Source organism: Streptomyces sp. CB02058 (assembly GCF_001905505.1).
In the GTDB taxonomy this organism is placed as follows: domain Bacteria; phylum Actinomycetota; class Actinomycetes; order Streptomycetales; family Streptomycetaceae; genus Streptomyces.
The window spans coordinates 348,454-375,438 of sequence record NZ_LIPG01000004.1; the positions used below are offsets into that span (position 1 = coordinate 348,454).

A 26,985-nucleotide genomic window follows, 5' to 3' on the forward strand; every position below is an offset into this window, starting at 1 on the left:
GGGAATCGGGCTCCGAGGCACGCTTGCGCACCAGGGGAACCCACGGTGGGGCGTCCCCAGGGTGCCGGCCGGGCACGCCGCTCACCGGAAGCCGCCGAGCAGGCGCACGGTGACACACCGACGCCGTGCCCCCTGCTCAGGCGACGGCCCGCAGACGTTCGTACGCCCAGTCCTCGAAGCTGGTCAGGTCGATACCCAGCGCACGAGCGAACCGCGGCCGGGCCGGCTGGCCGACGACCTCCATGAACTCGTGCGTGGCACCCATGTCTCCCATTCCGGCGGCGCGGGCCTGCTCCTCGGTCATGTCCGGGGCCGTCAGCGGGACGCCCAGGGCGTCGGAGAGAATCTTGGCGATCTCGGTCATGGTCAGGTAATCGCTGGCGAGCTCGAGTTCCACCCGGTGGAACTCGGCGGGGGCGGACACGGCGGCCGCCGCGGCCCGGCCCACGTCCTTGGCCGCTACGAGTGCCAGGTGCGTGCCCGGTTTGACGACGGTGACCAGACCCCCTTCGACGCCGCGGGGGAAGTAGAACCGCATGGACGGCTCGAAGTTCTCCATGAAGAACGACGGCTTGAGCAAAGTCCAGTGGGGAAAGTCGAGTTCGCGCAGCCGGTCCTGGATCGCGGCCTTCGTGCCGAGCGGCGCTTGCATCACCGCCCACCGCCCCTCGGCCCAGCCCGGGGCCTCGACGTGCTGCCCCACGCCACTGGTGGAGGACTGGACGAACTGCTCCACACCAGCGGCCCGCGCGATCGTCATGAGGTTGTCCGCCTGGCCGACCTCGCCGGCGAAGTCGAACCCCTGCCCGGTGTATGCGGGCATCTGCACGGAGAAGACGGCCCGCACACCGTCCACGGCCGCCTCGAGGGTCGCGGGTTCGGTGAGATCGCCCACGACCAGGCCGGCGCCGAGTTCTTCGACGGCCCGCGCACGCGGCGTGCTCGGGTCGCGCACCAGGGCGCGCACCGGTGTTCCCTGCGCGAGCAGGGCTCGGGCGGTGGCACCGCCTTGGCGGCCGGTGGCGCCGGTGACGAGAACGGGTGATGCGGCAGTGGGCATGAGTACATCTCCTCAGCGGTCACGCACGCCATAAACGGCGGGGCACGCCGTTTCGTGGTCGGTACGATACGGCGGGGCCCGCCACTAATCAATGTTGGGGAGATCATGACCGGCCAGCGCTCGGACGCCCGCCGCAACTACGCACACATCCTCGCCGTGGCCGAGGCCGAGGTGGCGGCCCAGGGAGCCCAGGCGTCCCTGGAGCAGATCGCCCGGACCGCGGGCGTCGGATCGGCAACCGTGAGGCGCCACTTCCCCACCCGCAAAGCCCTGCTCGAAGCCGTCTTCAAACAGCGCGTCCATGGCCTGTGCGATCGCGCCCGTTCGCTCTGCGGCGAGCACGACAGCCGCTCCGCGCTGGTGGAATGGCTGCGCGAGCTGCTCGCCTACTCACTCGCCGCACGCGGTCTGGCGGACGTCCTCTCCTACCAGCCCCTCCAGGACGAGGCCCCCCAGGACTCCTGCGCGCTGGCCATCGGTGCGGCCGGCGCCCTGCTGCTGCGCAAGGCCGTCGACGACCGGACCGTACGGGCGGACATCACCATCGACGACCTGCTCACCCTGATCGTCGGAATCGCCCTGGCCACCGAGCATTACACCGACCCGGCGACGCAGGCGGACAGCGCCTTCCGACTCGCCGTCGCGGGCCTCGGCACCGACGGCACCTGAGCACGCGCACCGGAGGGCCGGTTCCCGAGCCCACGCCGTCGGCGGCTGCACCCCGGGCAGCGCGGGGTCAGCAGGCGAGGTCACGACGGTGGAAGCCGACGAGTCCGAGGGCGAGGAGGGCACGGTCCCCGCGCGCCCATCCCGGGGCCGCAGGAGTGGCAGCCCGGTCGTTCGCGGGCGGCGGCCGGGCCGGGCCTCCCTGGCGGGGCAGCCCGGCTGGAGGCCGGGCGAACGCCCCCCGGGCGGCAGGGCGGACACGGGCCGGCAGGGCTGAGGCCGCGGCCCCGACGGAGCCCGTACGGTCACGGCGCGATGCCGAGGAGCTCCGGCTTCTCCGCCAGTGAGGCGAACCGGCCCGCCGGGTCCGCGACCAGGCGACGGGCCGTCAGGTCCAGGATGCCGCCCACCCCTTGGATCTCGGCGGCCACGGTGCCGTCCTCCTTGACGATCTGCTGACGGACGCCGAAGGTCTTCCCCGTGCCGTAGCTGAGCTCGCAGCTGACGCGCACCCTGTCGCCGCCCCGCAGCTCCCGCAGGTACTTCACCGTCACCTCCAGCTGCACCGGGCCGATTCCGTGGGCGAGCAGCTTCTCCTGGGCCACCCCCGCCTCGCGCAGGAGCTCCCATCGGGCGTGCTCCGCGTACTGGAGGTAGACGGCCTGGTTGAGATGGCCCTGGGTGTCGAGTTCGTAGCCCCGCACCGTGACATCGACGAAATAGGTCATGAACGCCGGAACGCCGCCGCCCCGTTCCGCATTCCTCTCACCCGTGGTGTGCAGCCTCTTTACGGAGCTGTCATGCCCAGGTAACTTCCACCGTGCAAGAGATTGCAGCAAGGTTCTGACAGGAATTGCTGTCAGGGCGCACTGCTCGCCCGAACCCCGAGGCGCGTCCGGGTTCTCCGGCGGGATCCTCTCAGCCGCTCGCGGAACGGCTGTGCTGTCGGCAGCCGCGGTCCACCCGCCCGCGGCCCTCCCCTGGAGACACACAAGATGAGACGCACCCCCTTGCGGCTGCTCGGACGCCTGTCAGCGGCGGCCGTCGCGGCCCTGGTGACGGCGGGGCTCCTGACCGCGTCGCCCGAACCGCCAGGATCCGTTTCGGCCGCGCCAGTGGCCGCCTCGGAATCCACCGCCACGGTCTTCTACTACACGAAGACCAGGAACTGGGCGGCGTACAGACTGCACTACGCACCCGACGGCGGCTCATGGACCACCGTGCCCGGCGTGGCCATGGAGGCCGCGTGTACGGACTGGGTGAAGCAGACCGTCAGCCTGGGCAGCGCGACCGGCCTGGCCGCGACGTTCAACAACGGCTCCGGCGTCTGGGACAACAACGGCGGCAAGAACTACGCCCTGGGCACCGGGAACATCACGGTCAAGGACGGGGTCGTGGCCCACAGCGACCCGTGCGCGGACACGGGCGCGGAGCCCGGTGAGGCGCACACCGCCTCGGTCTACTACTCGACGGCCACCGTCGGCTGGACGACCACCAACCTCCACTACCAGCCGGCGGGCGGCACCTGGACCACCGTGCCCGGCGTCGGCATGGAGGCAGCCTGCACCGGCTGGGTCAGGAAGTCCGTGGACCTCGGCACCGCCACCTCCATGCAGGCCACCTTCAACAACGGCAACGGGGTCTGGGACAACAACAACGGCAGCAACTACACGGTCCCCGACGGGCTCTCCACGGTGAAGGCCGGGAAGGTCACCGCCGACGCCACCGACCCGTGCGCGACCGCCGCCCCGGACACCGAGGCACCCACCGCGCCCACGAAGGTGTCGGCGAGCGCCGACGGCGTGTCCGTCGTGGTGACCTGGGACCCCTCCACCGACAACCGCGGTGTGACGAAGTACCAGGTCACCCGCACCGGCGGGACCAAAGGCACGGTGGTGACCGACGTCGGCTCCACGGTCCTCTCCGACACGGGTCTGGAGGCGAAGACGGCGTACAGCTACACCGTCAAGGCCGTCGACGCGGCGGGGAACGTGTCGGCCGCCTCGGCCGCCGCGACCGCGACCACCGGCGAGAAGCCCACGGCCCCCGCCTCGGGGAAGCCGCTGGGCACCGATCCCCGCAAGGACCCGATCTACTTCGTGCTCACCGCCCGCTTCAACGACGGTGACACCTCCAACAACCGGGGCGGCAGCCAGCACCAGAAGTCGGGCAACGCGGCCAACGACGACCCCATGTTCCGGGGCGACTTCAAGGGCCTGGTCGAGAAGCTCGACTACATCAAGGGCCTCGGCATGTCGGCCGTCTGGATCACCCCGGTGGTGCTCAACCGGTCGGACTACGACTACCACGGCTACCACGGCTACGACTTCTACGAGGTCGACTCCCGGCTGGAGTCCGCCGGCGCCTCCTACCAGGACCTCATCGACGCGGCCCACGCCAAGGGCATGAAGATCTACCAGGACGTCGTCTACAACCACTCGTCGCGCTGGGGCGCCAAGGGCCTGTTCACCCCCACGACCTACGGGGTCCGCGACACGCAGTGGAGCTGGTACTACGACGAGAAGAACGAGGGCTTCGAATACGACGGCCTGACCGTCGAGACCAAGTCCGGGAAGTCGTACTACAACGGCGACCTGTGGTCCACCGCCGAACCCTCGGGCAACACCTGCGTCAACTGGGGCACCCCCACCCAGTACACCTCGCCGGAGGGCTACCGGATATACAACTGCCAGTGGCCCAGCCCCACTTCGGGCATGTTCCCGAAGGCGTACTACCACAACTGCTGGATCGGCAACTGGGAGGGTGAGGACTCCCGCAGCTGCTGGCTGCACGATGACCTCGCCGACTTCAACACCGAGAGCGCGCCCGTGCAGAACTATCTGATCGGCGCGTACAACAAGTACATCGACATGGGCGTGGACGGCTTCCGCGTCGACACCGCCGTGCACATCCCCCGCACCACCTGGAACCGCCGTTTCCTGCCGGCCATCCAGGAGCGGGTGACCCAGCAGTTCGGGGCGGAGGCCGCGAAGAACTTCTTCGTCTTCGGCGAGGTCGCCGCCTTCGTCAACGACAAGTGGAACCGGGGCTCGGTCAACCACTCCGCGCAGTTCTACACCTGGAAGGAGCGCAAGGAGTACAGCGCGGACGACGAGAAGGCCGCCCTGGAGATGTACGACTACGAGCAGCAGCAGGGCACCGGCTCCCAGCCGACGTCCACCAACGCCTTCCTGAACGGCAACAGCTACCACGCTCCGGACCACAGCAAGTTCTCCGGGATGAACGTCATCGACATGCGCATGCACATGAACTTCGGTGACGCCAACAACGCGTACAACAACGGCAAGGACTCCGACGACAGCTACAACGACGCCACGTACAACGTCGTGTACGTCGACAGCCATGACTACGGCCCCAACAAGAGCAGCGAGCGGTACGCGGGCGGAACCGACGCCTGGGCCGAGAACATGTCGCTGATGTGGACCTTCCGGGGCATCCCCACCCTGTACTACGGCTCCGAGATCGAGTTCCAGGCCGGCAAGAAGATCGACTGCGGGCCCACCTGCCCGCTGGAGACGACCGGACGGGCCTACTTCGGCGACCACGTCGCCGGCAGCGTGACGGCGTCGGACTTCGGCACGGTCTCCTCCGCGTCCGGTGCGGTCGCCGACACCCTGGCGAAGCCGCTGGTCAAGCACGTGCAGCGGCTCAACCAGATCCGCCGCGCGGTGCCCGCCCTCCAGATGGGGCAGTACTCCACCGAGGGCATCACCGGCTCGATGGCCTACAAGCGCCGCTACACCGACGCGGCGAGCGGCACGGACAGCTTCGCCCTGGTGACGGTCACGGGCAGCGCGACGTACACGGGCATCCCCAACGGCACCTACAAGGACGCCGTCACCGGGGACACGAAGGTGGTGACGGGCGGCACGCTCGCCGTCCCGGCACCGGGCAAGGGCAATCTGCGGGTGTACGTCCTCGACCTCGGCGGAAAGAACGCCGCGCCGGGGAAGATCGGGACCGCGGGCACGTATCTGAAGTGACCGGCGGCGTGACGGGCGCGCCGTTCCCCGCGCGTCCGTCACGCCTGGTTCCCACCTCCCGCACCGACCCTGCGCAGGGTGCGCAGCAGGTACTCCTTGCGGTTCAGCGGGTCGTTGTCGGTCCTGGACCTGTGCGGCACGGCGCCCTCGACCGGACGGTAGTGCTCGAACGCGGTCTCCAGCACCCCCTCCCCCCGTGTCAGGCCCGGCAGCAGCTGCTGGAGTTCATGGACGCGGGCGGCTGGGACCTCGCCCTCCAGGACGCAGACGCGGCCGTGTGTCACCGGTGCGCCGGGGACGGCGCGCAGCCGTGCGAGCGCCGGGACGAGCGGGCCGAAGGCGTCGGCCGGAATCTCGGCGCGGAAGCGGTGCATGGGCTCGTACACCGTGGTTCCGGCCCGCCTGAGCGCGTCCATCAGCACCAGGGGCGTCAGATTCCGGAAGTCGCCGGCCGTGCTCGACATGCTCTTGTCGAACACGGCGTGCGCATGGCTCTGCCGGGGCCAGTAGCCGGAATGCGTCATGGTCACCGTGCAGTCGGTGACCCGCCATCCGTGAATTCCCTGCGCGAGCGTCTCGAGGACGGTGTCCTCCACGGCCCTCATCAAGGAGAAGGGCATGGAGCCGAGTTCCACCTCCCGGCGGAATTCCACTCCGCTGCCGAATTCGGCGGGATCCACCCGGAGTCCCACGGTCGCGAGAAAGGGATTGGGCTCCTTGTCGATGAATTCGACGGCCGCGCCCGTTCCGGCCGGCCGCTCCAGGCAGATGGTCGTCGTCTCCCGGAAGCCGACGTCGATGCCGTACTCGTCCGCCAGGGTCGCCTGGATGACCTCCTTCTGCACCTCGCCGTAGAGCGAGAGGGACACCTCCTGGCGGACGGCGTCGGTGCGTACGCCGATCAACGGGTCCTGCTCCGCCAGTTGTCCGAGCGCGAGATGCAGGGCGCCGCTGTCCTCGCGGCGCAGGGGGGTGACGACGGTCTCCAGGGTGGGCGGCGCGAAGTGGGCACCCGCCGGCGCCCCCGCCGGTTCACCGATCCTGTCCCCGGTACGGACGGCGTGGAGCCCGCGCAGCCTGCCGATCCTGCCCGCGGGGAGCGAGGGTCCCCGTACGTCCGTGCCGCCGTCGAAGACGGTGATGGCCGAGATCTTGCCCTCGCGGGGCTCCTCGTCGCCGTCGCCCCGCAGCCGGACGCGTTCACGGGTGCGCACCGTCCCGGAGAACATGCGGGCGTACGCGATCTTCTCCCCCGCAGGTCCGCGCTCGACCTTGAACACCGTGCCGGAGGCCGGGCCCCCGGGGTCCTGGCCGGTGACGGGGAGGAGCCTTGTGATTCCGGCGGTCAGTTCGGCGATGCCCGCTCCGGTGGCCGCGGAGCCGACGTACACGGGGTGCACCAGCGCCTGACGTGTCTGTGCGGCGAGCGCGGTGCGGAGCAGGCCGTACGGAATGTGCTCCCCGTCCTCGGCCCAGGCCGCCAGGAGGTCGTCGTCGTGCGTGGTGAGCAGATCGGTCAGCGCGGTGACGAAGGCGGGGTCGGCCTCGGTGAACTGCCTGGTGCCGGCGCGCCGGGTGCCGAGGTACTCGGGCGCTCCCATGGCGACGACGGCGGGTGACAGCCGCTCGGCGATCTCCGCCAGGACGCCTTCGTGGCGGGCGCCCGCCCGGTCGGTCTTGTTCACGAACACGAGGGTGGGGATGCGCAGCCGGCGCAGGGCCCGCATCAGGATGCGGGTCTGCGCCTGGACCCCCTCGACCGCGGAGACGACGAGCACGGCGCCGTCGAGCACGCCGAGCACCCGTTCCACCTCGGCGATGAAGTCGGGGTGGCCCGGGGTGTCGATGAGGTTGACCGTGACGCCGTCGACCGGGAAGGAGACGACGGCGGACTTGATCGTGATGCCGCGCTGCCGTTCCAGGGCCAGGGTGTCGGTCTGTGTGCTGCCGTCGTCGACGCTGCCGACGGTGTCGATGACTCCGGCGGCGTGGAGCAGCCGCTCGGTCAGGCTCGTCTTACCGGCGTCGACGTGCGCCAGAATTCCCAGGTTCAATGTGTGCACTGAGCTTCAGGTCCTCGAGATAGGGGTTGATTCCTGTCTGGGTGGACTCAGAAGCTCGGCGCACGGACATCTCCCGGTTCGGTGGGCTGGTGCCGGAATTACAGCAGCCTGCCGCGCCGGGCGGCAATCGATTAATTCCGCAGGTGCGTGAAGCGCAGTTCGGTGCGGCTCCGTGCCGTTTCTCCGGGGCGCAGCACGGTGCTGGGCAGGTCGGGCCGGTTGGGCGAGTCGGGCAGGTGCTGGGTCTCCAGGCAGACCGAGCCGTGGCGTTCGTGACGGCGGCCCGTCGCGTCGGTGAAGGAGCCGTCGAGCTGGTTCGCGGTGTAGACCTGGATGCCGGGTTCGGTCGTCCACACCTCCAGGACGCGGGTGGCTTCCGGGGCGGTGAGGCGTGCGCCGAGGCGCAGGCCGCCGCCGGTGTCCCGGAGCACCCAGCAGTGGTCGAACCCGCCCGCCGCGCGGAGCTGCGGGTCGTCGTGGCCGAGCCGTTCCGCCAGGACGCGGGGTTCGGTGAGGTCGAAGGGGGTGTCCCTGACCTCGGCGGGCGGTCCCAGGGGGATTCCCCCGCCGTCCACCGGAAGATAGGTCTCGGCGTCGACCTCCAGACGGTGGCCGAGTACGTCGCCGTGGCCGGCCAGGTGGAAGTAGGCGTGGTTGGTGAGGTTGACGACGGTGGGCCGGTCGGTGGCACAGGCGTAGTCGACGGCGAGGGTGCCGTCGGTGTCGAGGGTGTAGGTGACCGTGGAGTCCAGCGCCCCGGGGAAGCCCATGTCGCCGTCGGGACTGTGCAGGGTGAGCCGGACGGACACGCTGTCCTCGGTGCGGTCCGCTTCCGCCTCCCACACCTTGGTGTGGAAGCCCTCGGGCCCGCCGTGCAGGGCGTGGCCGCGGTCGTTGGCGGGGATGTGGTGCTCGGTCCCGTCCAGGGTGAAGCGGCCGTGCGCGATGCGGTTGGCGTAACGGCCGACGACCGCGCCGAAGTACGGGTGCTTGGCGGTGTAGTCGTCGAGGGTCGCGAGCGAGCGGACGACGGACGCGGTGGCGCCCGTCGTGTCGGGCACGGTGAGGCTGTGCAGGGAGGCCCCGTAGGTGAGTACGCCTGCCCGGACTCCCGTACCGCTGTCGAGGGTCCACAGGTGGGTCTCGGTCCCGTGGACGGTACCGAAGGGGGTGCTGTGCACGGTGGGGCGCGGCATCAGAGTTCCTCTGTGGGGCCGGAGTGGGGCCCTGGCGTGGTGGATTCGCGGACGACGAGGCGGTATCCGGGGCGTGGCCTGCGTGGTTCGGCGACGGGTGCGCCGGAGAGCTGTTCGACGAGGCTGTCGACGGCCAGCCGCGCGATGGCCTCCTTGTCGGGGGCGATGGTGGTCAGTGTGGTGGTCGTGTAGCGGCTCTCCTCGATGTCGTCGAAGCCGACGACGGCGATGTCGTCCGGGACGCGCAGCCCTCGTTCGCCGATGATCCGCATCGCGCCGATGGCGATGAGGTCGTTGTAGGCGAAGACGGCGTCGGGGCGCTCGCCCCGGTCGAGGAGTTCCGCCATTCCCGCGGCGCCGTCCTCGCGGCCGTAGCCGTCGGTGACGACGACGAGGGACTCGTCCGGTGTGAGCCCGGCGGCGGTGAGTTCCTCGCGCCAGCCGCGCAGTCGCAGATGGGCGGGCTGGCGTTCACGCCCGGTGCGTGAGCCGAGGAAGGCGATGCGGCGATTGCCCTGGCCGATGAGGTGGCGTACGGCGGCGCGGGCCGCCGCGACGTTGTCGATGGCGATGTGGTCGTACGGGGCCTCGTACTCGCGCTCACCCAGCAGGACCAGCGGCGCCGTCTCGGTGCGCGCCATGAGGTCCTCGGTCTCCAGGTGGATGGGGCTGAGGATGAGGCCGTCGATCACATGGGAGCGGAAGCCCTGGCTGACCAGGAGTTCCTTCTCCCGGAGGCCGGCGGTGTGGTCGACCAGGACGGTGTAGTCGTGCCGGGCCGCCGCGTCGATGACGGCCCCGGCGAGTTCCGCGAAGTACGGGTTGCCGAACTCCGGTACGGCGAGGGCGATGATGCCCGTGCGGCCCTTGCGCAGGTGGCGGGCCGTGAGGTTCGGCCGGTAGCCGAGCTCGTCGATCGCCTGTTGCACCTTGGCGCGCATCGCGGGTGTGACGTGCTGATAGTTGTTCACCACGTTCGACACGGTCTTGATGGACACGCCCGCCCGTTGTGCAACGTCCTTGAGGCTGACGCCCACGGCACTCCTTGGTTCGGCTCGGCTCGGCTTGGTCTGTGCTCCGGCCCTCGACCGGCGGCTCGTCGTCAGGTGCTTCTGCGACTGCGCGCCAGATAGCGCTGGGCCACCACCACAACGATAAGGAAGCCGCCGCTGACCACGGACTGGTAGGAGGAGTTGAGCGAGCCGATCTGGTTGATCAGATTCTGGATGACGGCCAGCAGCAGCACGCCCCAGAGGGTGCCGCTGATCGATCCCGCGCCGCCGATGAGCAGGGTGCCGCCGATCACGACGGCGGAGATCGCGTCGAGCTCCATGCCCACGCCCACGATGGTGACGCCGGAGGACAGCCTGGCCGCGTTCAGCGCGCCGGCGAGTCCGGCGAGCAGGCCGCTGAGGGTGTAGACGAGGATCTTCGTACGGGCGACGGGGAGGCCCATCAGGGTCGCCGCGTCGCTGCTGCCGCCGACGGCGAAGAGCGTCTGCCCGAACGAGGTGCGCTGGAGGACGATGCCTCCGGCGCCGAAGAGCACCACCGCGATCAGGATGGGGTAGCCGAATCCCCAGACGCTGCCCTGGCCGAGTTCGCCGAAGGCGGATCCCTTGGGCACCAGGTAGGTGGTGGCGCCCTCGTCGGTGAGGGTGAGCAGCAGTCCGCGGGCGCCCAGCAGGGTGGCGAGGGTGACGATGAAGGGCGCCATGTTGCCCCGGGCGATCAGCAGCCCGTTGAGCAGGCCGATCGCGCCGCAGACCGCGAGGGGCAGGAGCAGCGCGGCGAGGAAGCCGTACTGGGAGGCCCAGGCGGCGAGGACTCCCCCGAGGGCGAACACCGATCCGACGGAGAGGTCGATGCCGCCGGTGATGATGACCATCGTCATGCCGAGGGCGACCACGGCGAGGAAGGACGCCTGGATGGTGATGCCGCGCGCGTTGTCCAGCGACGCGAACGTCGGGTAGATGAACGAGGCGGCGATCACCACGGTCAGAAGGACCGCGAGGACGCCTTGGCGTTGCAGGAGTTCGGCGGCGCGCTGCCGGCCGGTCTGCTCGGGGCCGGCGGCGGGACGGGCCGCGGGCGTCTTCGGCTGCACCGTGGCCGGGGCGGCGGTGAGGGGCTTGGTTTCGTTCATCGGGACCGACGCTCCCGGGCGACGTAGACGGCGGCGATGATGATGGCCGCCTGGGCGATCTGTGCGGTGGAGTCGGGCAGGTCGTGCTTGACGAGCGTGGCGCGCAGGAGCTGCATCAGCAGGGCGCCGGCGACGGTGCCGAGCACCCGCACGGAGCCCCCGTTGAGCGGGGTGCCGCCGACGACGACCGCCGTGATGGCGGAGAGTTCCATGAGGGTGCCGAGCGAGGAGGGGTCGCTCGCGGTGAGCCGGGCCGTGGCGAGGATCCCGGCGAGCGCGGCGAGCACACCGCAGAGCACGTACACGCCGATGAGGACCCGCTTGACGGGCAGTCCGGCGAGCGCGGCAGCCGAGCGGTTGCCTCCGATGGCGACGATCTGCCGGCCGAAGGTGGTGCGCTGCACCAGGAAGGCGACGGCGACGGCGAGCACGCCCGCGATCCAGACGACCAGCGGTACGCCGAGGAAGGAGCCGGTGCCCAGGGAGAGCAGGTCGGGGTTGACGATCTGCTTGAGCTGCCCGTCGGCCATGACGAGGGCGAGCCCGCGGCCTCCGACGAAGAGGGCGAGCGTGGCCACGATGGGCTGGAGTCCGACGAGGGAGACGAGGGCGCCGTTGACCGCTCCGACGACCGCGCCCGCGAGGAGGGCGACGACGAGCGCGGGTACGAGGCCGTAGCCGAGGTAGAGCGGCAGGAACGCGGCGGCGAGCGCCATGGTCGAGCCGACGGACAGGTCGACGCCCTCGGTGCCGATGACCAGGGCCATGCCCAGGGCGACGATGACGATGGGGGCGACCTGGACGAGCTGGGTGCGGAAGTTGTCCGTGGTCATGAAGTGATCGGTGAACAGGGCGTTGAAGAGCAGCACCACGGCCACGGCCACATAGACGCCGTACCTCTGGTACCAGGCGGGATCACGCAGCCGGGCCAGCGGGTTCACGGGCTTGCGGGGTGTGTCGTCCTTCGCGGGAGGGGCGACGGCGGTCTGGGTCATCGGGGGTCCTCCTGGGTGGCCGGGGCCCCGTCCGCCTGCTGCGGTGCGTGGTCGGCGAGCACTTCGAGCAGCCGGTCCTCGGCCACGTCGTCGCCGGACAGCTCACCGGCGACGGCTCCGCCGCGCAGGACGACGATCCGGTCGGCGCCTTCGATGAGTTCCTCGATGTCCGAGGAGATGAGCAGGACGGCGAGGCCCTCGCGGGCGAGGTCGTCGATGAGGCTCTGGACCTCGGCCTTGGCCCCGACGTCGATGCCGCGGGTGGGCTCGTCGAGCAGCAGGACCTTGGGCTCCAGGCAGAGCCAGCGTGCCAGCAGCACCTTCTGCTGGTTGCCGCCGGAGAGTTCGCCCACCTTCTGCTCGGGGCTCGACGCCTTGATCCGCAGACGCTTCATGAAGATGTCGACGATCCGGTCCTGCTTGGCGCGGGAGACGACCCCGGCCCGGGAGAGCCGGGGCATCGCGGCCAGCACGATGTTCTCGCGTACGGAGAGACCGGGGACGATCCCCTCGGCCTTGCGGTCCTCGGGCAGCAGGCTGATGCCGGCCCGGATGGCAGCGGCCGGGGTGAGCCGCTTCAACGTGGTTCCGTCGACGGTGAGTTCACCCGAGTCCAGGGGCAGCGCCCCGGAGAGTGCCTTCGCCGTCTCGCTGCGCCCCGAGCCCAGGAGCCCGCCGAGGCCGAGCACCTCGCCCGCGTACAACGACACGGATATGTCGTGGAGCTGGAGGCGGCTGGTGAGCCCGGTCGCGGTGAGGACGGGCGTACGGGCGGCCTCGTGCCCCTCGGCGGCGAAGCTGGTGACACCGGAGCGGCGCACCTCGGACAGGTCACGGCCGAGCATCATCGACACGAGACGCATCCGGTCGAGGTCCGCGAGGTCGCCGGTGTGGATGTGGCGGCCGTCGCGCAGGACGGTGACCCGGTCGCAGATGCGGTAGAGCTCGTCCATGCGGTGGCTGACGTAGAGGACGGCGATGCCCTGGTCGCGCAGGTTCCCGATGACCCGGAAGAGGGTCTCCACCTCACGCGGTTCGAGCGAGGAGGTGGGCTCGTCCATGATGACGACCTGGGCGTTGACCGAGACGGCCCGCGCGAGGGCGACCATCTGCTGGGTCCCGATGCCCAGGGTGTGCAGGGGCCGGCGGGGATCGACGCGTACGCCGAAACCGTCGAGCAGTTCGCCCGCTTCGCGGTGCATCCGGCCGAAGTCGATGAGGCCGAAGCGGTTCCTGGGTTCGCGGCCGAGGAAGATGTTGCGCGCCACGCTCATCAGGGGGACGAGGTTGACCTCCTGGTAGATCGTGGAGATCCCGGCCTGCTGCGCCTCGAAGGGCCGGGCGAACCTGACCGTCTCGCCGGACATCCGCAGTTCGCCGCCGTCGGGCCGGTACACGCCGGTCAGCACCTTGATGAGGGTGGACTTGCCGGCGCCGTTCTCCCCGACCAGCGCGTGGGTCTCCCCCGCGCGCAGGGAGAAGGTGACGTCGTCGAGGGCGACGACGCCGGGGAACCGTTTGCTCACCGAGCGGGCTTCGAGCACGGCGGAGGCCGTGGACGCGGCCGCCTCCGGTGCCTGAGGTACTGCTTCGGGTGGTGCCATGGGTGTTCTCGGCCTTCCGCTGTCCAAGGATGAGGGCCCGGGGGCCGCCGCGGCCCTGTCACGGGAGCCGCGGCGGCCGGGGCCGTTGGGTTCAGGACCGGATCAGTACGCCCCGCCGAGGGATTCCTTGGCGTTGGTCTCGTCGTAGGCGCGGTCGGTGATGATGACGTTCTCGGGGATCTCCTCGCCGCCGTAGAACTTCTGGGCGGTCGCGAAGGCGAGCGGTCCGAAGCGCGGGTTGGACTCGATCACGGCGTTGTACTCGCCGTTGGCCAGGGCCTGGACGGCGTTGCGGGTGCCGTCGATCGAGACGATCTTGACGTCCTTGCCGGGCTTCTTGCCCGCGGCCTTCAGCGCGGTGACGGCGCCGAGGCCCATCTCGTCGTTCTCCGCGTAGACCGCGGTGATGTCGGGCTTGGACTGGATGAGCTGCTCCATGACCTGCTGGCCCTTGTCACGGGCGAACTCGCCGGTCTGCTGGGCCACGATCTCGATGCCGGGCGCCTCGGCCGCGATCTGGTCGACGAAGCCCTTGGTCCGGTCGGTGGTCACGTTGTTGCCGGAGGCGCCGAGGAGGATCGCCACCTTGCCCTTGCCGCCGGTCGCCTTGATCATCGCGTCGGCCGCGCGCTTGCCCTGCTCGACGAAGTCGGAGCCGAGGAAGGCGACGTAGTCCTCGCAGGCCTTGGAGTTGACCTTGCGGTCGATGGTGAGGACGGGCACCTTCTTCGCCGCCGCGGCCTTGAGGGCGGGCTCCAGGCCGTCGGAGTTCAGCGGGGCGATGATGAGGAACTGGGCGCCCTGGGACAGCATGTCCTGGATGTCGCTGATCTGCTTGGACAGCTGCGACTGCGCGTTGGTGGTGAGCAGCTTCTTCACGCCGATCTTGGCGGCCTCGTCCTTGATGGACTGAGTCTCGGCGATGCGGAAGGGGTTGGCCTCCTTCTCCGACTGGGAGAAGCCGACCACCGCGTTCTTGAGGTCGATCTTGGGTGCGCCGTAGCTCTGCAGCGAACAGCCGGGACCGGAGGCGGCCTCGGGGGACTTCGCCGCCTGAGCCCCCTGGCTGCTGTCACCGCCCGCGCTGTCCGTGGTCTCCGACTTGGAGCAGCCGGAAACGGCCAGCGTGGCGGTGACGGCGAGCAGGCAGGCCGCGGCGAGGGTACGGGATCGACGCTGGGTCATCATGCGCGGGACGCTCCTTGGCGAGGTGACGGCACGCCGTTCGGCGTGCGGTCGGGCATGGCGGGACGGTGCATCGGCCGCTCGGCGGCAGATGACGACGTGTCCCTCACGAAACCCGCTTCCATCTGCGGAAACGGGGGGCCGTGAGGGCTTGTTCGGCCTCTCGGCGGCTCGGTTTACAACGTTATATAGGCGAGGTGGCGCAGGCGGCAAGAGAGTTGTCGACGCATTTCCAAAATGTGTCGTACGGGAGATGCGGCCCCGCGGGGCCTCCCGGAGCATCAGGTACCGCGCCACCCCTGGACAGCAGCTTGACCGCGTGCTGTCATACCGCCGACATCAATTTTCCAACGTTGCAGAAACGTTGTCGTGTCATCAGGTCCGGGCGCGACGGCCATCTTCGTCATGCGCCGGCCCGGTCCGGGCCGGTCGCCTCTCCCTGTCCGGCAGAGCAGAAGCGGAGCCCCCACGATGTCCCTGAACCGCAGACAACTCATGACCGGCGCCCTGGTCACCGCCGCGGCGGCCACCTCGGCAGGGCGCTGGGCCACCACCGCGACCGCCGCCGAGCACACGGTGCGGGCCGCGCGGGGCGGCCACTACTCCCCCAACGCCGCTCCCCTGCACCCGACGGCCTTCCTGAAGCTCCCGCCCGGCCGCGTCACCGCCCGGGGCTGGCTCGCCGGCCAGCTCGGGCTCCAGCTCGAAGGACTCTGCGGCCGGTACGAGGAGTTCTCGCACTTCCTGGACTTCGAGGGCTCCGGCTGGGTCCGCCCCGACAAGGGAGGCTGGGAGGAGGTCCCCTACTGGCTGCGCGGATACGCCGATCTCGCGATCGTCACCGGTGACGCGAAGGCCCTGGCCGCCACCCGCCGATGGATCGACGCGGTCCTCACCACCCAGCAGTCCGACGGCTTCTTCGGCCCGAAGTCCCTGCGGACCTCGCTCAACGGCGGCCCCGACTTCTGGCCCTTCCTGCCGCTGATCCAGGCGCTGCGCTCCTGGCAGGAGTACGACGGCGACAGCCGGATCATCCCGTTCCTCAGCAGGTTCTTCCGGTACATGAACGCCCAGGGCCCCGGCGCCTTCAACACGAGCTGGATCGCGCTGCGCTGGGGCGACGGCCTGGACAGCGTGTACTGGCTGTTCAACCGCACGGGCGACACCTTCCTGCTCGACCTCGCCGACAAGATCCACCGCTACGGGGCCGACTGGGGCGACAACCTGGTCAACCCGCACAACGTCAACATCGCCCAGGGCTTCCGTGAACCCGCCCAGTACGCCCTGCGCAGCGGCGCGCAGCAGGACACCCGGGACACCTACGGGACGTACGCCAAGGCCATGGACCAGTACGGGCAGTTCCCCGGCGGCGGATTCGCCGGGGACGAGAACGCCCGAGCCGGCCATGGGGACCCCCGGCAGGGCTTCGAGACGTGCGGGATCGTCGAGTTCATGGCGAGCCACCAGCTGCTCACCCGGATCACGGGCGATCCCCTGTGGGCGGACCGCTGCGAGGAGCTGGCGTTCAACTCGCTGCCCGCCTCGCTGGACCCGTCGGGGAAGGCGATCCACTACGTCACGAGTGCGAACAGTGTCGACCTGGACAACGTCCCCAAGAGGGACCGCCAGTTCCAGAACGGCTTCGCCATGCAGGCGTTCCTGCCGGGCGTCGACCAGTACCGCTGCTGCCCGCACAACTACGGCATGGGCTGGCCGTACTTCGTCGAGGAGCTCTGGCTCGCCACCCCGGACAACGGTCTCGCGGCGGCGATGTACGCGCCCTGCGAGGTCACCGCGAAGGTCGCGGACGGCACGGAGGTCACCTTCACGGAGGAGACCGGCTACCCGTTCACGGACACGGTCACCCTCTCCCTCAGGGCCCCGAAGCGGCTGCGCTTCCCGCTGGTGCTGCGCGTGCCCGCCTGGTGCGCCGAGCCGGAGGTCCGCGTCAACGGGCAGCGGGTCACCGCCCCCGCGGGCCCCGCGTTCACCCGGATCGACCGGACCTGGTCCGACGGCGACAAGGTCACCCTGCGCCTGCCGCAGCGGACCACCGTGCGCACCTGGGCCGGCAACCACGGCTCGGTCAGCGTGGACCACGGGCCGCTGACCTACTCCCTGCGCATCGGGGAGGCGTACGAACGCATCGGCGGCACCGAGCAGTTCCCGGAGTACGCCGTCCACGCCACCACCCCGTGGAACTACGGCCTCGTCCTGGACAGCGCACGCCCCACGGCCTCGCTGCACCGCCGCTCGACCGGGCGCGCTCCCGGCGACAACCCCTTCACCCTGGAGAACACCCCGCTCGTCATGACCGCGCGCGCCCGTCGCATCCCCGAGTGGAGCGCCGACGACGAGCACGTGGTGGCGCCCCTCCAGGCGAGCCCCGCGCGCAGCACCGAGCCGGTCGAGGAGGTCACGCTCGTCCCGATGGGCGCGGCGCGGCTGCGGATCACGTCCTTCCCGACGGCGAGCCCGGACGCGGCTCCCTGGCTCGCGGACCGCTGGTACCGGATCGCCAACCGGAACTCAGGCAAGGTGCTGGGCGTGGACCTGATGTCCACGGCGAACAGCGCCCATGTCGTCCAGTTCGGCGACACCGGGACGGCCGACCACCTGTGGCGGCTGGTGGCCAACGGCGACGGCTGGTACCGCATCCGCAACCAGCACTCGGGCAAGGTGCTCGGCGTCGACCTGATGTCCACGGCGAACAGCGCCCATGTCGTGCAGTTCGACGACAACGACACCGCCGACCACCTCTGGCAGCTGGTTCCCGACCAGGACGGCTGGTACCGCGTCCGCAACCGCAACTCCGGCAAGGTGCTCGGCGTGGACGGCATGTCCACCGCCGACAGCGCCCATGTCGTCCAGTACGACGACAACGGAACGGCCGACCACCTCTGGCAGCTCCTCTGAGCGGCAGCGCTCCACCTGGGCGGCAGCGCTCGGCCCGGGTGGCAGCGCCCCGCCGCCCCTTTGGACACTCCCCGCGCCGCTCCGGCGCGGGGAGTTCTTCCCTCCCACAAGGAGATCCGCGATGACCACCGCACCCGCGCCACGCCGCAGCACCTGGTGGAGACGGTTAACCGCCGGCACCGGCCTGCTCGCCCTGATCGCCACCGCACTGGTGGGTGCCGGCACGGCTCCGGCCGCCGCCGCGCCCGCCGCCTGGACCCCGAAGCCGGCGCCGATGACGACGCCCTGGACGAACCAGGTCTCCGTCGACAACCCGCTTCCCGAATATCCGCGCCCCCAGCTCACCCGCCCCGACTGGACCAATCTCAACGGCATCTGGGACTTCGCGGTGACCGGCCGCGACGCGGGGCAGCCGGCGTCCTTCTCCGAGCAGATCCGGGTCCCGTTCGTCGCGGAGTCCTCGCTCTCCGGGATCAAGCGGAAGATCACCGAGAACGACAAGCTCTGGTACAAGCGCACCTTCACCGTGCCGTCGAACTGGAACGGCCGCCGGACCGTGCTCAACTTCGGCGCGTCCGACTGGCAGAGCACCGTCTGGGTCAACGGCACCCAGGTCGGCGCCCACAAGGGCGGCTTCGACTCGTTCTCGTACGACATCACCCCGCAGCTCAACGGCGGCACGAACACGGTCGTCGTCTCCGTGTACGACCCGACGCAGACCGGCGGGCAGGCCGTCGGCAAGCAACGGATCAACGACGTGAACCCGCACGCGGGCGGCGGCATCTTCTACACGGCCGCCTCGGGCATCTGGCAGACGGTCTGGCTGGAGCCCGTCGCCGCGTCGCACATCACCCGGCTGGACATGACACCGGACCTCGGCAGCAGCACCCTGCGCGTGAAGGCGCAGGCGGCCTCGGGGGGCGGCAGGACCGCCCGGATCACCGTCTCCAGCGGCGGGACGGTCGTGGGTACGGCGACCGGGGCACCCGGCAGCGACATCTCGGTACCCGTGCCGAACCCCCGGCTGTGGAGCCCGGACGACCCGTTCCTCTACGACGTACGCGCCGACCTGCTGGACGGCACGACCGTGGTGGACACGGTGGGCAGCTACGCGGGCATGCGGTCCATCGCGATCGCGAAGGTGGACAACATCCTGCGCCCCGTCCTGAACGGGAAGTTCGTGTTCCAGAGCGGCACGCTCGACCAGGGCTACTGGCCGGACGGCATCTACACGGCGCCGACCGACGCGGCGCTCAAGTACGACCTCCAGGCGCACAAGGACCTGGGCTTCAACATGGTCCGCAAGCACATCAAGGTCGAACCTCAGCGCTGGTTCTACTGGGCGGACAAGCTGGGCCTCCTGGTCTGGCAGGACATGCCGGCGATGGACACCGGCAAGACTCCCGACAGCGCGGCGCGGACCCAGTGGGAGGCGGAGTACCACGCGGTCATCGACCAGCACCGCAGCTCGCCCTCGCTCGTCATGTGGGTGAACCAGAACGAGGGCTGGGGGCAGTACGACCAGGCCAGGATCGCGAACGAGGTCAAGGCCTACGATCCCTCCCGGCTGGTCAACAACATGAGCGGGGTCAACTGCTGCGGCTCCGTGGACGGCGGCAACGGGGACGTGGTGGACAACCACATCTACGTCGGCCCGGGCAACACGGCACCGACCGCGACCAGGGCCGCCGTGCTCGGCGAGTTCGGCGGCCTCGGGTACAAGGTCTCCGGCCATGAGTGGTACCCGGGCGGCGGCTTCAGCTACGAGGACCAGGCGAGCGTCGCCGCGCTGAACAACCGCTTCGTGGGGCTTCTGGACGCCATCCGCGTCGGGCAGCTCCCGGCCGGGCTCTCCGCCTCCGTCTACACGGAGATCACCGACGTCGAGAACGAGGCGAACGGGCTGCTCACCTACGACCGTCAGGTGGTCAAGGTCGACACCGCCCGGGTGAAGGCCGCCAACCAGGCCCTCATCCAGGCGTCGAAGACGCCCGCCCCGCCGGTCACGCTGCCCACCGGGCAGTACAAGTCGCTCCGGGTCACCACGCCCGGTCACACGAACAAGTACCTGCGGCACTCCGAGGCGCTCGCCTACACCGCGGTCGTCGACGGCGCGAGCAGCGCGCTGCTGAAGAGCGACGCCACCTGGAAGGTCGTCGCCGGCCTGGCGAACGGCAACTGCTATTCGCTGGAGTCCCGCAACTACCCCGGTGAGTACCTGAGGCACCGCGACTTCCGGGTCCGCCGCGACGCGAACGACGGCTCGGCGCTCTTCAAGGCCGACGCCACCTGGTGCGCGGTCGCGGGCAGCGGCGGGGTGAGGTTCTCCAGCGCGAACCTGCCCGGCAGTTATCTGCGGCACATCGGCTCCGAGGTGTGGCTCGCCACCCCGGGCGGCGGTCACGCATGGGACAACCCGGCGACCTTCACCGAGGACACGACCTGGTCGGTGGACTCGCCCTGGGCTCCCTGATCCGGCGCCCTGACACGCAGTAGCGCACCGGCGGGCCCGGTGGCGGCGCACCCCGCGCCGCCCCCGGGCCCGCTCTCGTTGCGCCGGTCGGGCGTGCGTCTACGCGGAGACCTCGTACAAGCTCCACTACGCTTGTGTGCCCTGCCGGGTCAGCTTCAAGAAGCACCCGGACCCGGCGCGACGGCACACGTGCCCCAACTGCTCCCTGCCTCTCCTGTGTGCGGGGCACGACTTCGCCGCGCCGCCCCGCCGGGATGTGCGGGCGTGGTCCATCGTCGCCGCGGTACTGGGGCAGGGGCTGCGCTACGAGGGCCGGTCCGCGTGCGGGTGCGGCAGGGAGCCCGGGTTCCGCCCCCGCACGCGTGCCGAGCTGCGTGCGCGCCTCGTGCTCTCCTCCAGGTCCGGCATACCCCTGAGTGAGGCGCTGGCCCGCAGGGACCCGTGGCCGGCCTCCGGGGAGTCGGCTCGGGTGCCCGGGGCGGGCGGTCCACGGGGCCGTTGAGACCGGGTGCCGTGCCTCTGCGGACCCAGACCGAGGAGGCCGGCCCGGCGCTCATCCGCCCGCCCGCCCCCTCCGGACTCGGAGCGCACCGAGCGGCGAGGCCTGGGGACAGCGCAAAGCTCCCGGCAGCGCGGCGCGTGCGCGCACTGCCGGGAGCGGTCCTGCGGGGGATGCTCCCTACGGCTGTTCGCCGTCGTGGAGCGCGGTCACCTCCTGGTCGGTGAGCGCCTTGTCGAACACCTTCACCTGGTCGACCGAGCCGTTCCAGAAGTCGACGTTGCCGCCGGACCACTTGGCACGGCCGACGGACAGTGCGCCGGAGCTCACGTCGGCGGTGCCGGCAGCCGCGGTGGCGGCCGGCACGCCGTCGACGTAGAGCTTGATCTCGTCACCGCTGCGGACGCCGACGAGGTGGTACCAGTGGCCGAGCTCGGGCTCGATCTCCAGCCGGGCGCGGTGGGCACCCGGGGTGGAGAAGGCGAACGCGCCCTGTCCGTACTGGAGATAGAACGGGTTCTCCTGGCGCCGGCCGTCCTGGCTGACGACGGTCGCGTAGTTGCCGGGGAGCGCGTCCAGCGACGCCCAGGCGGAGACGGTGTAGTCACCGGTCGTGTCGACGACCGGGCCGTCGGTCTCGGCGTACTGGCCCTCGCCGTTGAACTTCAGTGCGGAGCCCTGCACGCCGGGCGCCCAGGACGTCCCCTCGGAGAGGGTGAGGTCCTTGTGGTTCGGACCGCTGTCGGCCGCCGTGGTCCCCTTGTTCTCGTCGAGGGACCAGGCACCGCCGCCCTTGATCTCGTCGCGCTCGTCCGCGGCGGCGCCGGCGGCGATGACCTCCTGGTTGATCTTCCGCACCTTCGCGGGGTCGACCTTGATCTCTCGGCGGTCGTACGTCCAGAGACCGTTGAGCTCGTTCTCGAGGTCGGTCACCTGGGTGTAGATGGAGCCGGAGAGCTCGGCGCGGGCCGCGTCCAGGTAGTACGTACGGGTGTTGTCGACGTACTTGGCGGTCAGCGCGTCCTTGTCGGCGACGCCGCTGTAGATCGCGGTGGGGGCACCCGGCCACATGTTTCCGGGCATCCGGAGGGTGAAGCCGCCGTGCTCACCGTCCATCGCCGCGCGGTTGGCGTCCGGGAAGGCGGGGTCGGTGTTGTTGTAGTCGTGGTGGTCGATGATGTCGCCCTTGCCGCTGTCACCCTTGGAGTTGCAGCAGTTGACACCGCTGTGGGCGTTGACGACACGGGAGGGGTCGGCGGCCTGGACCTTCTCGGTGATCTTTCCGGTCTCGGTGCGGTCCCACTCGCCCCAGCCCTCGTTGAAGACGATCCACGCGCCGATCGAGGGGTAGTTGTGCAGCTGCTCCATCATCTCGGCGCCCTGGTCGAGGAAGGCCTTCTGGCCCTTCTCGCCGGTGATGTTGCCGGAGACGAAGTCCTGCCAGACCAGCAGCCCGAGCTGGTCGGCGTGGTAGTACCACCGCGCCGGCTCGACCTTGATGTGCTTGCGTACGGAGTTGAAGCCGAGGTCCTTCTGCGCCTTCAGGTCGAAGACGAGGGCCGCGTCGCTGGGCTGCGTGTTCAGACCGTCGGGGTAGAAGCCCTGGTCGAGCTGGGCGAGGGAGAAGAACGGCTTCCCGTTGAGCACCAGCTTCTGGTAGCCGCCGACCTTCGCGATGCCGAAGGAGCGCATCCCGAAGTAGCTGTCGACGGTGTCCTTGGAGCGGCCGTCCTTGAGGGTGACCTCCAGGTCGTACAGGTACGGGTCGTCCGGCGTCCAGAGGTGCTGCTTGGCGACCGGGAGGCTCAGCTCGCTGTTGGCGGGACCGCTGACGGTCCCGACGACCTTGCCCTTCTTGTCCCGGGCGACGGCGGTGACACGGGCGGACTTCGAGGCGTCCTCGGAGTTGACCGTCAGGGCGAGGCGGCCCTTGTCGATGTCCGGGGTGGTCTTCAGGGAGTCGACGGCGGCGGGAGCGACCGGCTCCAGCCAGACGGTCTGCCAGATGCCGGAGGAGGCGGTGTAGAAGATGCCGCCGGGGTTGGCGGACTGCTTGCCCGTGGGCTGGTCGGCACCGGTGGTGTCGGTGACCGCGACCACGATCTCCTGGGGGCCGCTGCCCTTGAGGGCGTCCGTGATGTCGGCGGTGAAGGCCGTGTAGCCGCCGGTGTGCTCGGCGACCTGCTTGCCGTTGACCCAGACGCGCGCCTGGTAGTCGACCGCACCGAAGTTGAGCTTCAGACGGTCGTCGCCGCTCCGCTTGCCGACCGACCAGCTCTTGGGCACGGTGACGAGCTTGCGGTAGAACATGTGGTCCTCGTGACGCTCGATCCCGGAGAGCTGGGACTCCACGGGGAACGGCACGGTGATGCGCTCGTCGAGGGACTTGCCGAAGACCGGCTGCTCACCGGCGGTGGCTCCGGCGAACTCCCACGGGCCGTTGAGGTTCTTCCAGTCGTCGCGCACCTGCTGCGGGCGGGGGTACTCGGGCAGCGGGTTCTTCTTGTCCAGCTTCTCGCCCCACGGGGTGAGCAGGCGGTGCGTGGAGAGGTTCTTCGCCCTGCGGCTGATCTCCGGGACGGTCTCGTCGCCGTTCTTCAGCCCGCCCTTACCGTCGTACGCGAACCTGACCTGCTGGTTCTTCTGGACGGCTCCGCCCAGGGTGACGATGAGCGCCTTGCGGTTGTTCGAGGCCCTGACGACCGACTTCACCGGCATCGGCGTGGTGTCCGCCTCGATGGCGAGGTGACCCTTCACGTCCTCGATGCCGCTGACCTCGTGGTCGAAGGTCGCCTGCACCTTCAGGCCGTCCTCCGCGACGGTCAGCCCGACCGGGTAGACCTCGAAGTCGGCCGGCGGGGTGAACGCGGACTCGGGGACGATCTGCTTGGCGAGGTTCGCGCTCGACCAGCGCAGGAACATGTTCGCCCCGCCGGTGTCCTGGAACATCTCCAGCCGGAAGGTGTGCTGTTCACCGGCCTTCAGGGAGACGGGCGCGCTGGTCTGCTCCTTGTCCCAGTCCGGCACCCAGTGGTCGATGACGGGCTTGTCGTCGATGAAGAGCCGGAAGCCGTTGTCACCGATGGCGGAGAAGGTGTAGTCGCCGTCCTCCGGGGCCGCGATCTGCCCCGTCCAGCGCGCGGTGGTGTGTTCGGTCTTCCCGGTGGCCGACTCGAACGCACCGGTAAGGCCGGGGAAGTTGATGTCCGGGTCCAGCGCCACCGCACCGAGCGTCGCGAAGTCGCGGGCGCCCGGGGCGGACATGGCGAAGTACTCACCCTTGAGTCCGTGCACCTCGGTGGAGGGGTCCTCCGCGGCGAACGTCCTGCCGGCGGCGGCACCCGCGGAAGGAACCGTCGCGGGGGCTGCCGCAGCGGCGGGGACCATGGTGGCCCCGACGGGCATCAGCAGCGCCGCCGTACAGGCGAGCGTTCTCAAGAGCGTGCGGGGGCGGGCTAGTTGTCGTATCAAGGCGTCGTCCTCGTCGAAGAAGCCGGAGTGCCCCGGACCGCGGAGCACTGCACATAGTCGAACATTGAGCCACAGCTCCAAACACCTGACAACGGTCGTGCACGGAGAATTTTCAACGATAGAAAAATGAGACCCGGCTCGCTCCCGGCGCCGGGCATGCCGGATCCGGCGAGCGGCCGCGCGCCGCCCGCCGGGTGCCGGACCAGGTCTCGTGGACGTGCTACCGAGGAAGACCCGCAGGTCCCGTGGCCCAGGAGGTGTTCGGCCGGTCCGCGAGCCGGTAGGTCAACGCACCTCCCCGGGTGACCAGTCGGGCGTCCGTCCAGGACCGGTCGCTCGTCCGCCCGTCGACCGTCACCGCGTCGATGTACGGATGTGTCGCATCGGCCTCCGGGGCGCTGATGGTGATGTCACCGCCCTGCGGCCTGTCCAGGACCGCGGACGCGAAGAGCGGCGCCCCGAGCAGCAGGGTGGCGCTGCCCGGCGTCTGCGGGTAGACGCCCAGGGCGGAGAAGACGTACCAGGCCGACATCGTGCCGAGGTCGTCGTTGCCGGGCAGGCCGCGCGGGCCCGTTCCGTACACCGTGTCCACGATCTCGCGTACGGTCTCCTGGGTCTTCCAGGGCTGCCCCAGCGCGTTGTAGAGCCACGGGGCGTGGATGCCCGGCTCGTTGGTCGGGTCGTAGCGCAGGGCGTCGCCGCCCTTGACCGACCAGGAGCCGTCGGCCTTGTGGAAGAAGCCGTCCAGCCGCTTCGCCGCCACGTCCCGGCCGCCCATGGCCTCCGCCAGACCCTGTACGTCCTGCGGAACCATCCAGGTGTAGGTGGCACTGGTCCCCTGGGCGAAGCCCCGGTCGCTGCCGGGGCTGAACGGGGTCACCCAGGATCCGTCGAGGTTGCGCGCCTGGATGTAGCCGGTGGTCCCCGCGCCGTCACCGGCCGCGGGGTTGAACACGTTGCGCCACCAGGTGCCGCGCTCCTCGAAGGCGGCGGCCTCCTCGTCGCGCCCGAGGAGCCGGGCCCACCGGCCGAGCGCCGCGTCGGCGACCGCGTCCTCCAGCGTCTCGGCGGCCCCGCCCCAGCAGTGGCAGACGTCCTGGGCCGCGTAGTGGAACTCCAGGTACTGCGCGAGGTTGGGCCGCTGCCCGGTGCACTGGCCGGGGCAGCCCGCGTCGGAAAGGCCGTCCGGGTGAGGCACCGTGGCCTGGCGGGCGAGGGACTCGAAGGCACCCTCGTAGTCGAAGTTGCGTACGCCCATCGCGTAGAACGTGGCGAGGGTGGCGGCCGTGGGGTCACCGGTCATCACATGCGTGGCGCCGTTGATGTGCACCCAGCGGTCCCAGACGCCGCCGTTCTGCCGGGCGAAGTTGTACAGGGACTGGGCGAAGTCGCCGGCGATCCTCGGCTTGAGGAGCGCGAGGAGCTGGATCTGGGCGCGGTACTGGTCCCAGCCGGAGAAGTTGCTGTACTGCGCCTTCTGGCCGCGCGTCACCTTGTGCGGTTCGCCGTCCATGCCCGGGTAGCGGCCGTCGGCGTCGCTGATCAGGTTCGGCTGCATCAGCGAGTGGTACAGCGCGGTGTAGAAGGAGGTGCGCTGCGCGTCGCTGCCGCCTCCGACGCGTACGGAGGAGAGCTCCCGGTCCCACGCACCGGCTCCCGCCCGTGCCACGTCGTCGACGCTCGCCCTGGGTGCGATCTCCTTGCGGAGGTTGGCCTCGGCGCCCGCCTGGCTGACGTAGGAGATGCCGATCCGCATCCGGACGTCGTCGTCCTCGGTCGTGTCGAATCCGACCCAGCCGCCGGAACCCCGCCCCGCGCGGTCGGCGCCGGTGGCGTATCCCTCGCCGCCGCTTCCGCTGGTCGCGCCCGGTGCGAGCGTGCCGTCGCGCCAGGTGCCGGTGGTGGCGAAGTCCCGGTCGAAGGAGGCGCTGAAGTAGAGCCGGTAGTAGCTCTTGCGGTTGTTCGTGCCTCCGTTGGCGCGTCGGCCGCAGAACGCCCCGGTGAGGACCGAACCGGTCACCTTGCGGTGCGCGGCGTCGATCCGGATCTCGGCGTCCTCGCTCCCGTTGAGGGAGTTGGACACCCGGAAGAGCAGATTGGCGGGCTTGCCGGCGGGGAAGCCGAAGTCGGCCACGCCGGCGCGCTCGCTGACCGCCAGGTCCGCGGTCGCGCCGGAGTCGAGTCCGACGGTGTAACGGCCGGGCACGGCACGCTCGTTGTCGTGCGAGAAGCCCGAGGCGTAGACGGCGTCCTTGGTGTCGGCGGACGGCGAGGAGGTGACGTCGCCGACGAACGGCATGATCGGCACGTCCCCCGCGGCACCGGGGTTGCACCCGGCGCCGTTGACGTGGGTGAGGCTCAGTCCGCGCATCCGGGTCACGCCGTACTCGTAACCGTTGGCCGCCCCGGTGCTCGTCTGGTCGCCCGTGGTGCTGGTCGGCGACCAGGCAATCATGCCGTACGGGCGGACAGCGCCCGGGTAGGTGTTGCCGCCGTTCGCCGTGCCGATCATCGGGTCGACGTAGGCGGTGGGGTGCGCGACGAGCGGGGCCGCCTGGGCGGCCGGGGGCAGGACGGCCCCGGCGAGGGCGCCGGTGACGACGAAGGCGGCGGCCCGTGCGGCGAACCGTCGGGCCGCGGACGGTCTGGAGGGCATGGTCTCGGATACCTCCGGTAGCGAGGGACAACGTTGTCAAGGCCACTCGGA

15 protein-coding genes are annotated in these 26,985 nt (G+C 70.3%); 4 read left to right on the plus strand and 11 right to left on the minus strand.

Annotation, left to right across the window (positions count from 1 at the left end; all coding sequences use genetic code 11):
• Positions 1–136 precede the first annotated feature (136 nt).
• Positions 137–1,060 (minus strand): NmrA family NAD(P)-binding protein, encoded by a 924-nt coding sequence (locus AMK10_RS22165; protein ID WP_073749647.1) that lies wholly within the window; start codon positions 1,058–1,060, stop codon positions 137–139.
• Positions 1,061–1,165: 105 nt separating this feature from the next.
• Here AMK10_RS22165 and AMK10_RS22170 point away from each other — a divergent pair, with 105 nt between their 5' ends.
• Positions 1,166–1,729 (plus strand): TetR/AcrR family transcriptional regulator, encoded by a 564-nt coding sequence (locus AMK10_RS22170; protein ID WP_073749648.1) that lies wholly within the window; start codon positions 1,166–1,168, stop codon positions 1,727–1,729.
• Between the two features lie 302 nt (positions 1,730–2,031).
• Here the strand turns inward: AMK10_RS22170 and AMK10_RS22175 are convergent, their stop codons facing one another.
• Positions 2,032–2,454 carry an acyl-CoA thioesterase gene (locus tag AMK10_RS22175; protein ID WP_073749649.1) on the minus strand — a complete coding sequence of 141 codons (423 nt, stop codon included), beginning with the start codon at positions 2,452–2,454 and terminating at the stop codon, positions 2,032–2,034.
• A 267-nt stretch (positions 2,455–2,721) separates the two neighbouring features.
• On the opposite strand from AMK10_RS22175, the gene AMK10_RS22180 reads away from it, so the two are divergent.
• Positions 2,722–5,730, plus strand: coding sequence for a carbohydrate binding domain-containing protein (locus AMK10_RS22180; protein ID WP_073749650.1), 3,009 nt, complete (start codon positions 2,722–2,724; stop codon positions 5,728–5,730).
• A 38-nt stretch (positions 5,731–5,768) separates the two neighbouring features.
• Here the strand turns inward: AMK10_RS22180 and AMK10_RS22185 are convergent, their stop codons facing one another.
• The 7 genes from AMK10_RS22185 to AMK10_RS22215 all read right to left on the minus strand — a co-directional run bounded on the left by AMK10_RS22185 (position 5,769) and on the right by AMK10_RS22215 (position 14,922).
• The gene (locus AMK10_RS22185; protein ID WP_073749651.1) at positions 5,769–7,793 is read right to left on the minus strand and encodes an elongation factor G; all 2,025 of its coding nucleotides are present in this window, start codon (positions 7,791–7,793) and stop codon (positions 5,769–5,771) included.
• Positions 7,794–7,924: 131 nt separating this feature from the next.
• Positions 7,925–8,989, minus strand: a complete 1,065-nt coding sequence (locus AMK10_RS22190) for an aldose epimerase family protein (RefSeq protein ID WP_073749652.1) — start codon at positions 8,987–8,989, stop codon at positions 7,925–7,927.
• Positions 8,989–10,026 (minus strand): LacI family DNA-binding transcriptional regulator, encoded by a 1,038-nt coding sequence (locus AMK10_RS22195; protein WP_073749653.1) that lies wholly within the window; start codon positions 10,024–10,026, stop codon positions 8,989–8,991. The genes AMK10_RS22190 and AMK10_RS22195 overlap by 1 nt, the downstream gene beginning before the upstream one ends.
• 65 nt (positions 10,027–10,091) lie before the next feature.
• Positions 10,092–11,135 (minus strand): ABC transporter permease, encoded by a 1,044-nt coding sequence (locus tag AMK10_RS22200; RefSeq protein WP_073749654.1) that lies wholly within the window; start codon positions 11,133–11,135, stop codon positions 10,092–10,094.
• Positions 11,132–12,130 (minus strand): ABC transporter permease, encoded by a 999-nt coding sequence (locus AMK10_RS22205; RefSeq protein ID WP_073749655.1) that lies wholly within the window; start codon positions 12,128–12,130, stop codon positions 11,132–11,134. The genes AMK10_RS22200 and AMK10_RS22205 overlap by 4 nt, the downstream gene beginning before the upstream one ends.
• Positions 12,127–13,734, minus strand: a complete 1,608-nt coding sequence (locus AMK10_RS22210; protein WP_073749656.1) for a sugar ABC transporter ATP-binding protein — start codon at positions 13,732–13,734, stop codon at positions 12,127–12,129. Before AMK10_RS22210 ends, AMK10_RS22205 begins: the two co-directional genes overlap by 4 nt.
• A 102-nt stretch (positions 13,735–13,836) precedes the next feature.
• Positions 13,837–14,922: an ABC transporter substrate-binding protein gene (locus AMK10_RS22215; protein ID WP_073749657.1), complete on the minus strand. Its 1,086-nt coding sequence runs from the start codon at positions 14,920–14,922 to the stop codon at positions 13,837–13,839.
• Positions 14,923–15,390: 468 nt separating this feature from the next.
• Between AMK10_RS22215 and AMK10_RS22220 the strand changes: the two genes are divergently transcribed.
• Together AMK10_RS22220 and AMK10_RS22225 are read left to right on the plus strand one after the other, a co-directional pair.
• Complete coding sequence (locus AMK10_RS22220) at positions 15,391–17,835, plus strand: beta-L-arabinofuranosidase domain-containing protein (protein ID WP_073749658.1); 2,445 nt, start codon at positions 15,391–15,393, stop codon at positions 17,833–17,835.
• A gap of 121 nt (positions 17,836–17,956) precedes the next feature.
• Complete coding sequence (locus AMK10_RS22225; protein ID WP_073749659.1) at positions 17,957–20,308, plus strand: glycoside hydrolase family 2; 2,352 nt, start codon at positions 17,957–17,959, stop codon at positions 20,306–20,308.
• 679 nt (positions 20,309–20,987) lie between these two features.
• Here the strand turns inward: AMK10_RS22225 and AMK10_RS22235 are convergent.
• Entirely contained in the window at positions 20,988–24,326 is a 3,339-nt protein-coding gene (locus AMK10_RS22235; protein WP_073749661.1) for a LamG-like jellyroll fold domain-containing protein, read from the minus strand.
• A gap of 172 nt (positions 24,327–24,498) precedes the next feature.
• Positions 24,499–26,934, minus strand: coding sequence for a GH92 family glycosyl hydrolase (locus AMK10_RS22240; RefSeq protein ID WP_073749662.1), 2,436 nt, complete (start codon positions 26,932–26,934; stop codon positions 24,499–24,501).
• Between the last annotated feature and the right edge of the window lie 51 nt (positions 26,935–26,985).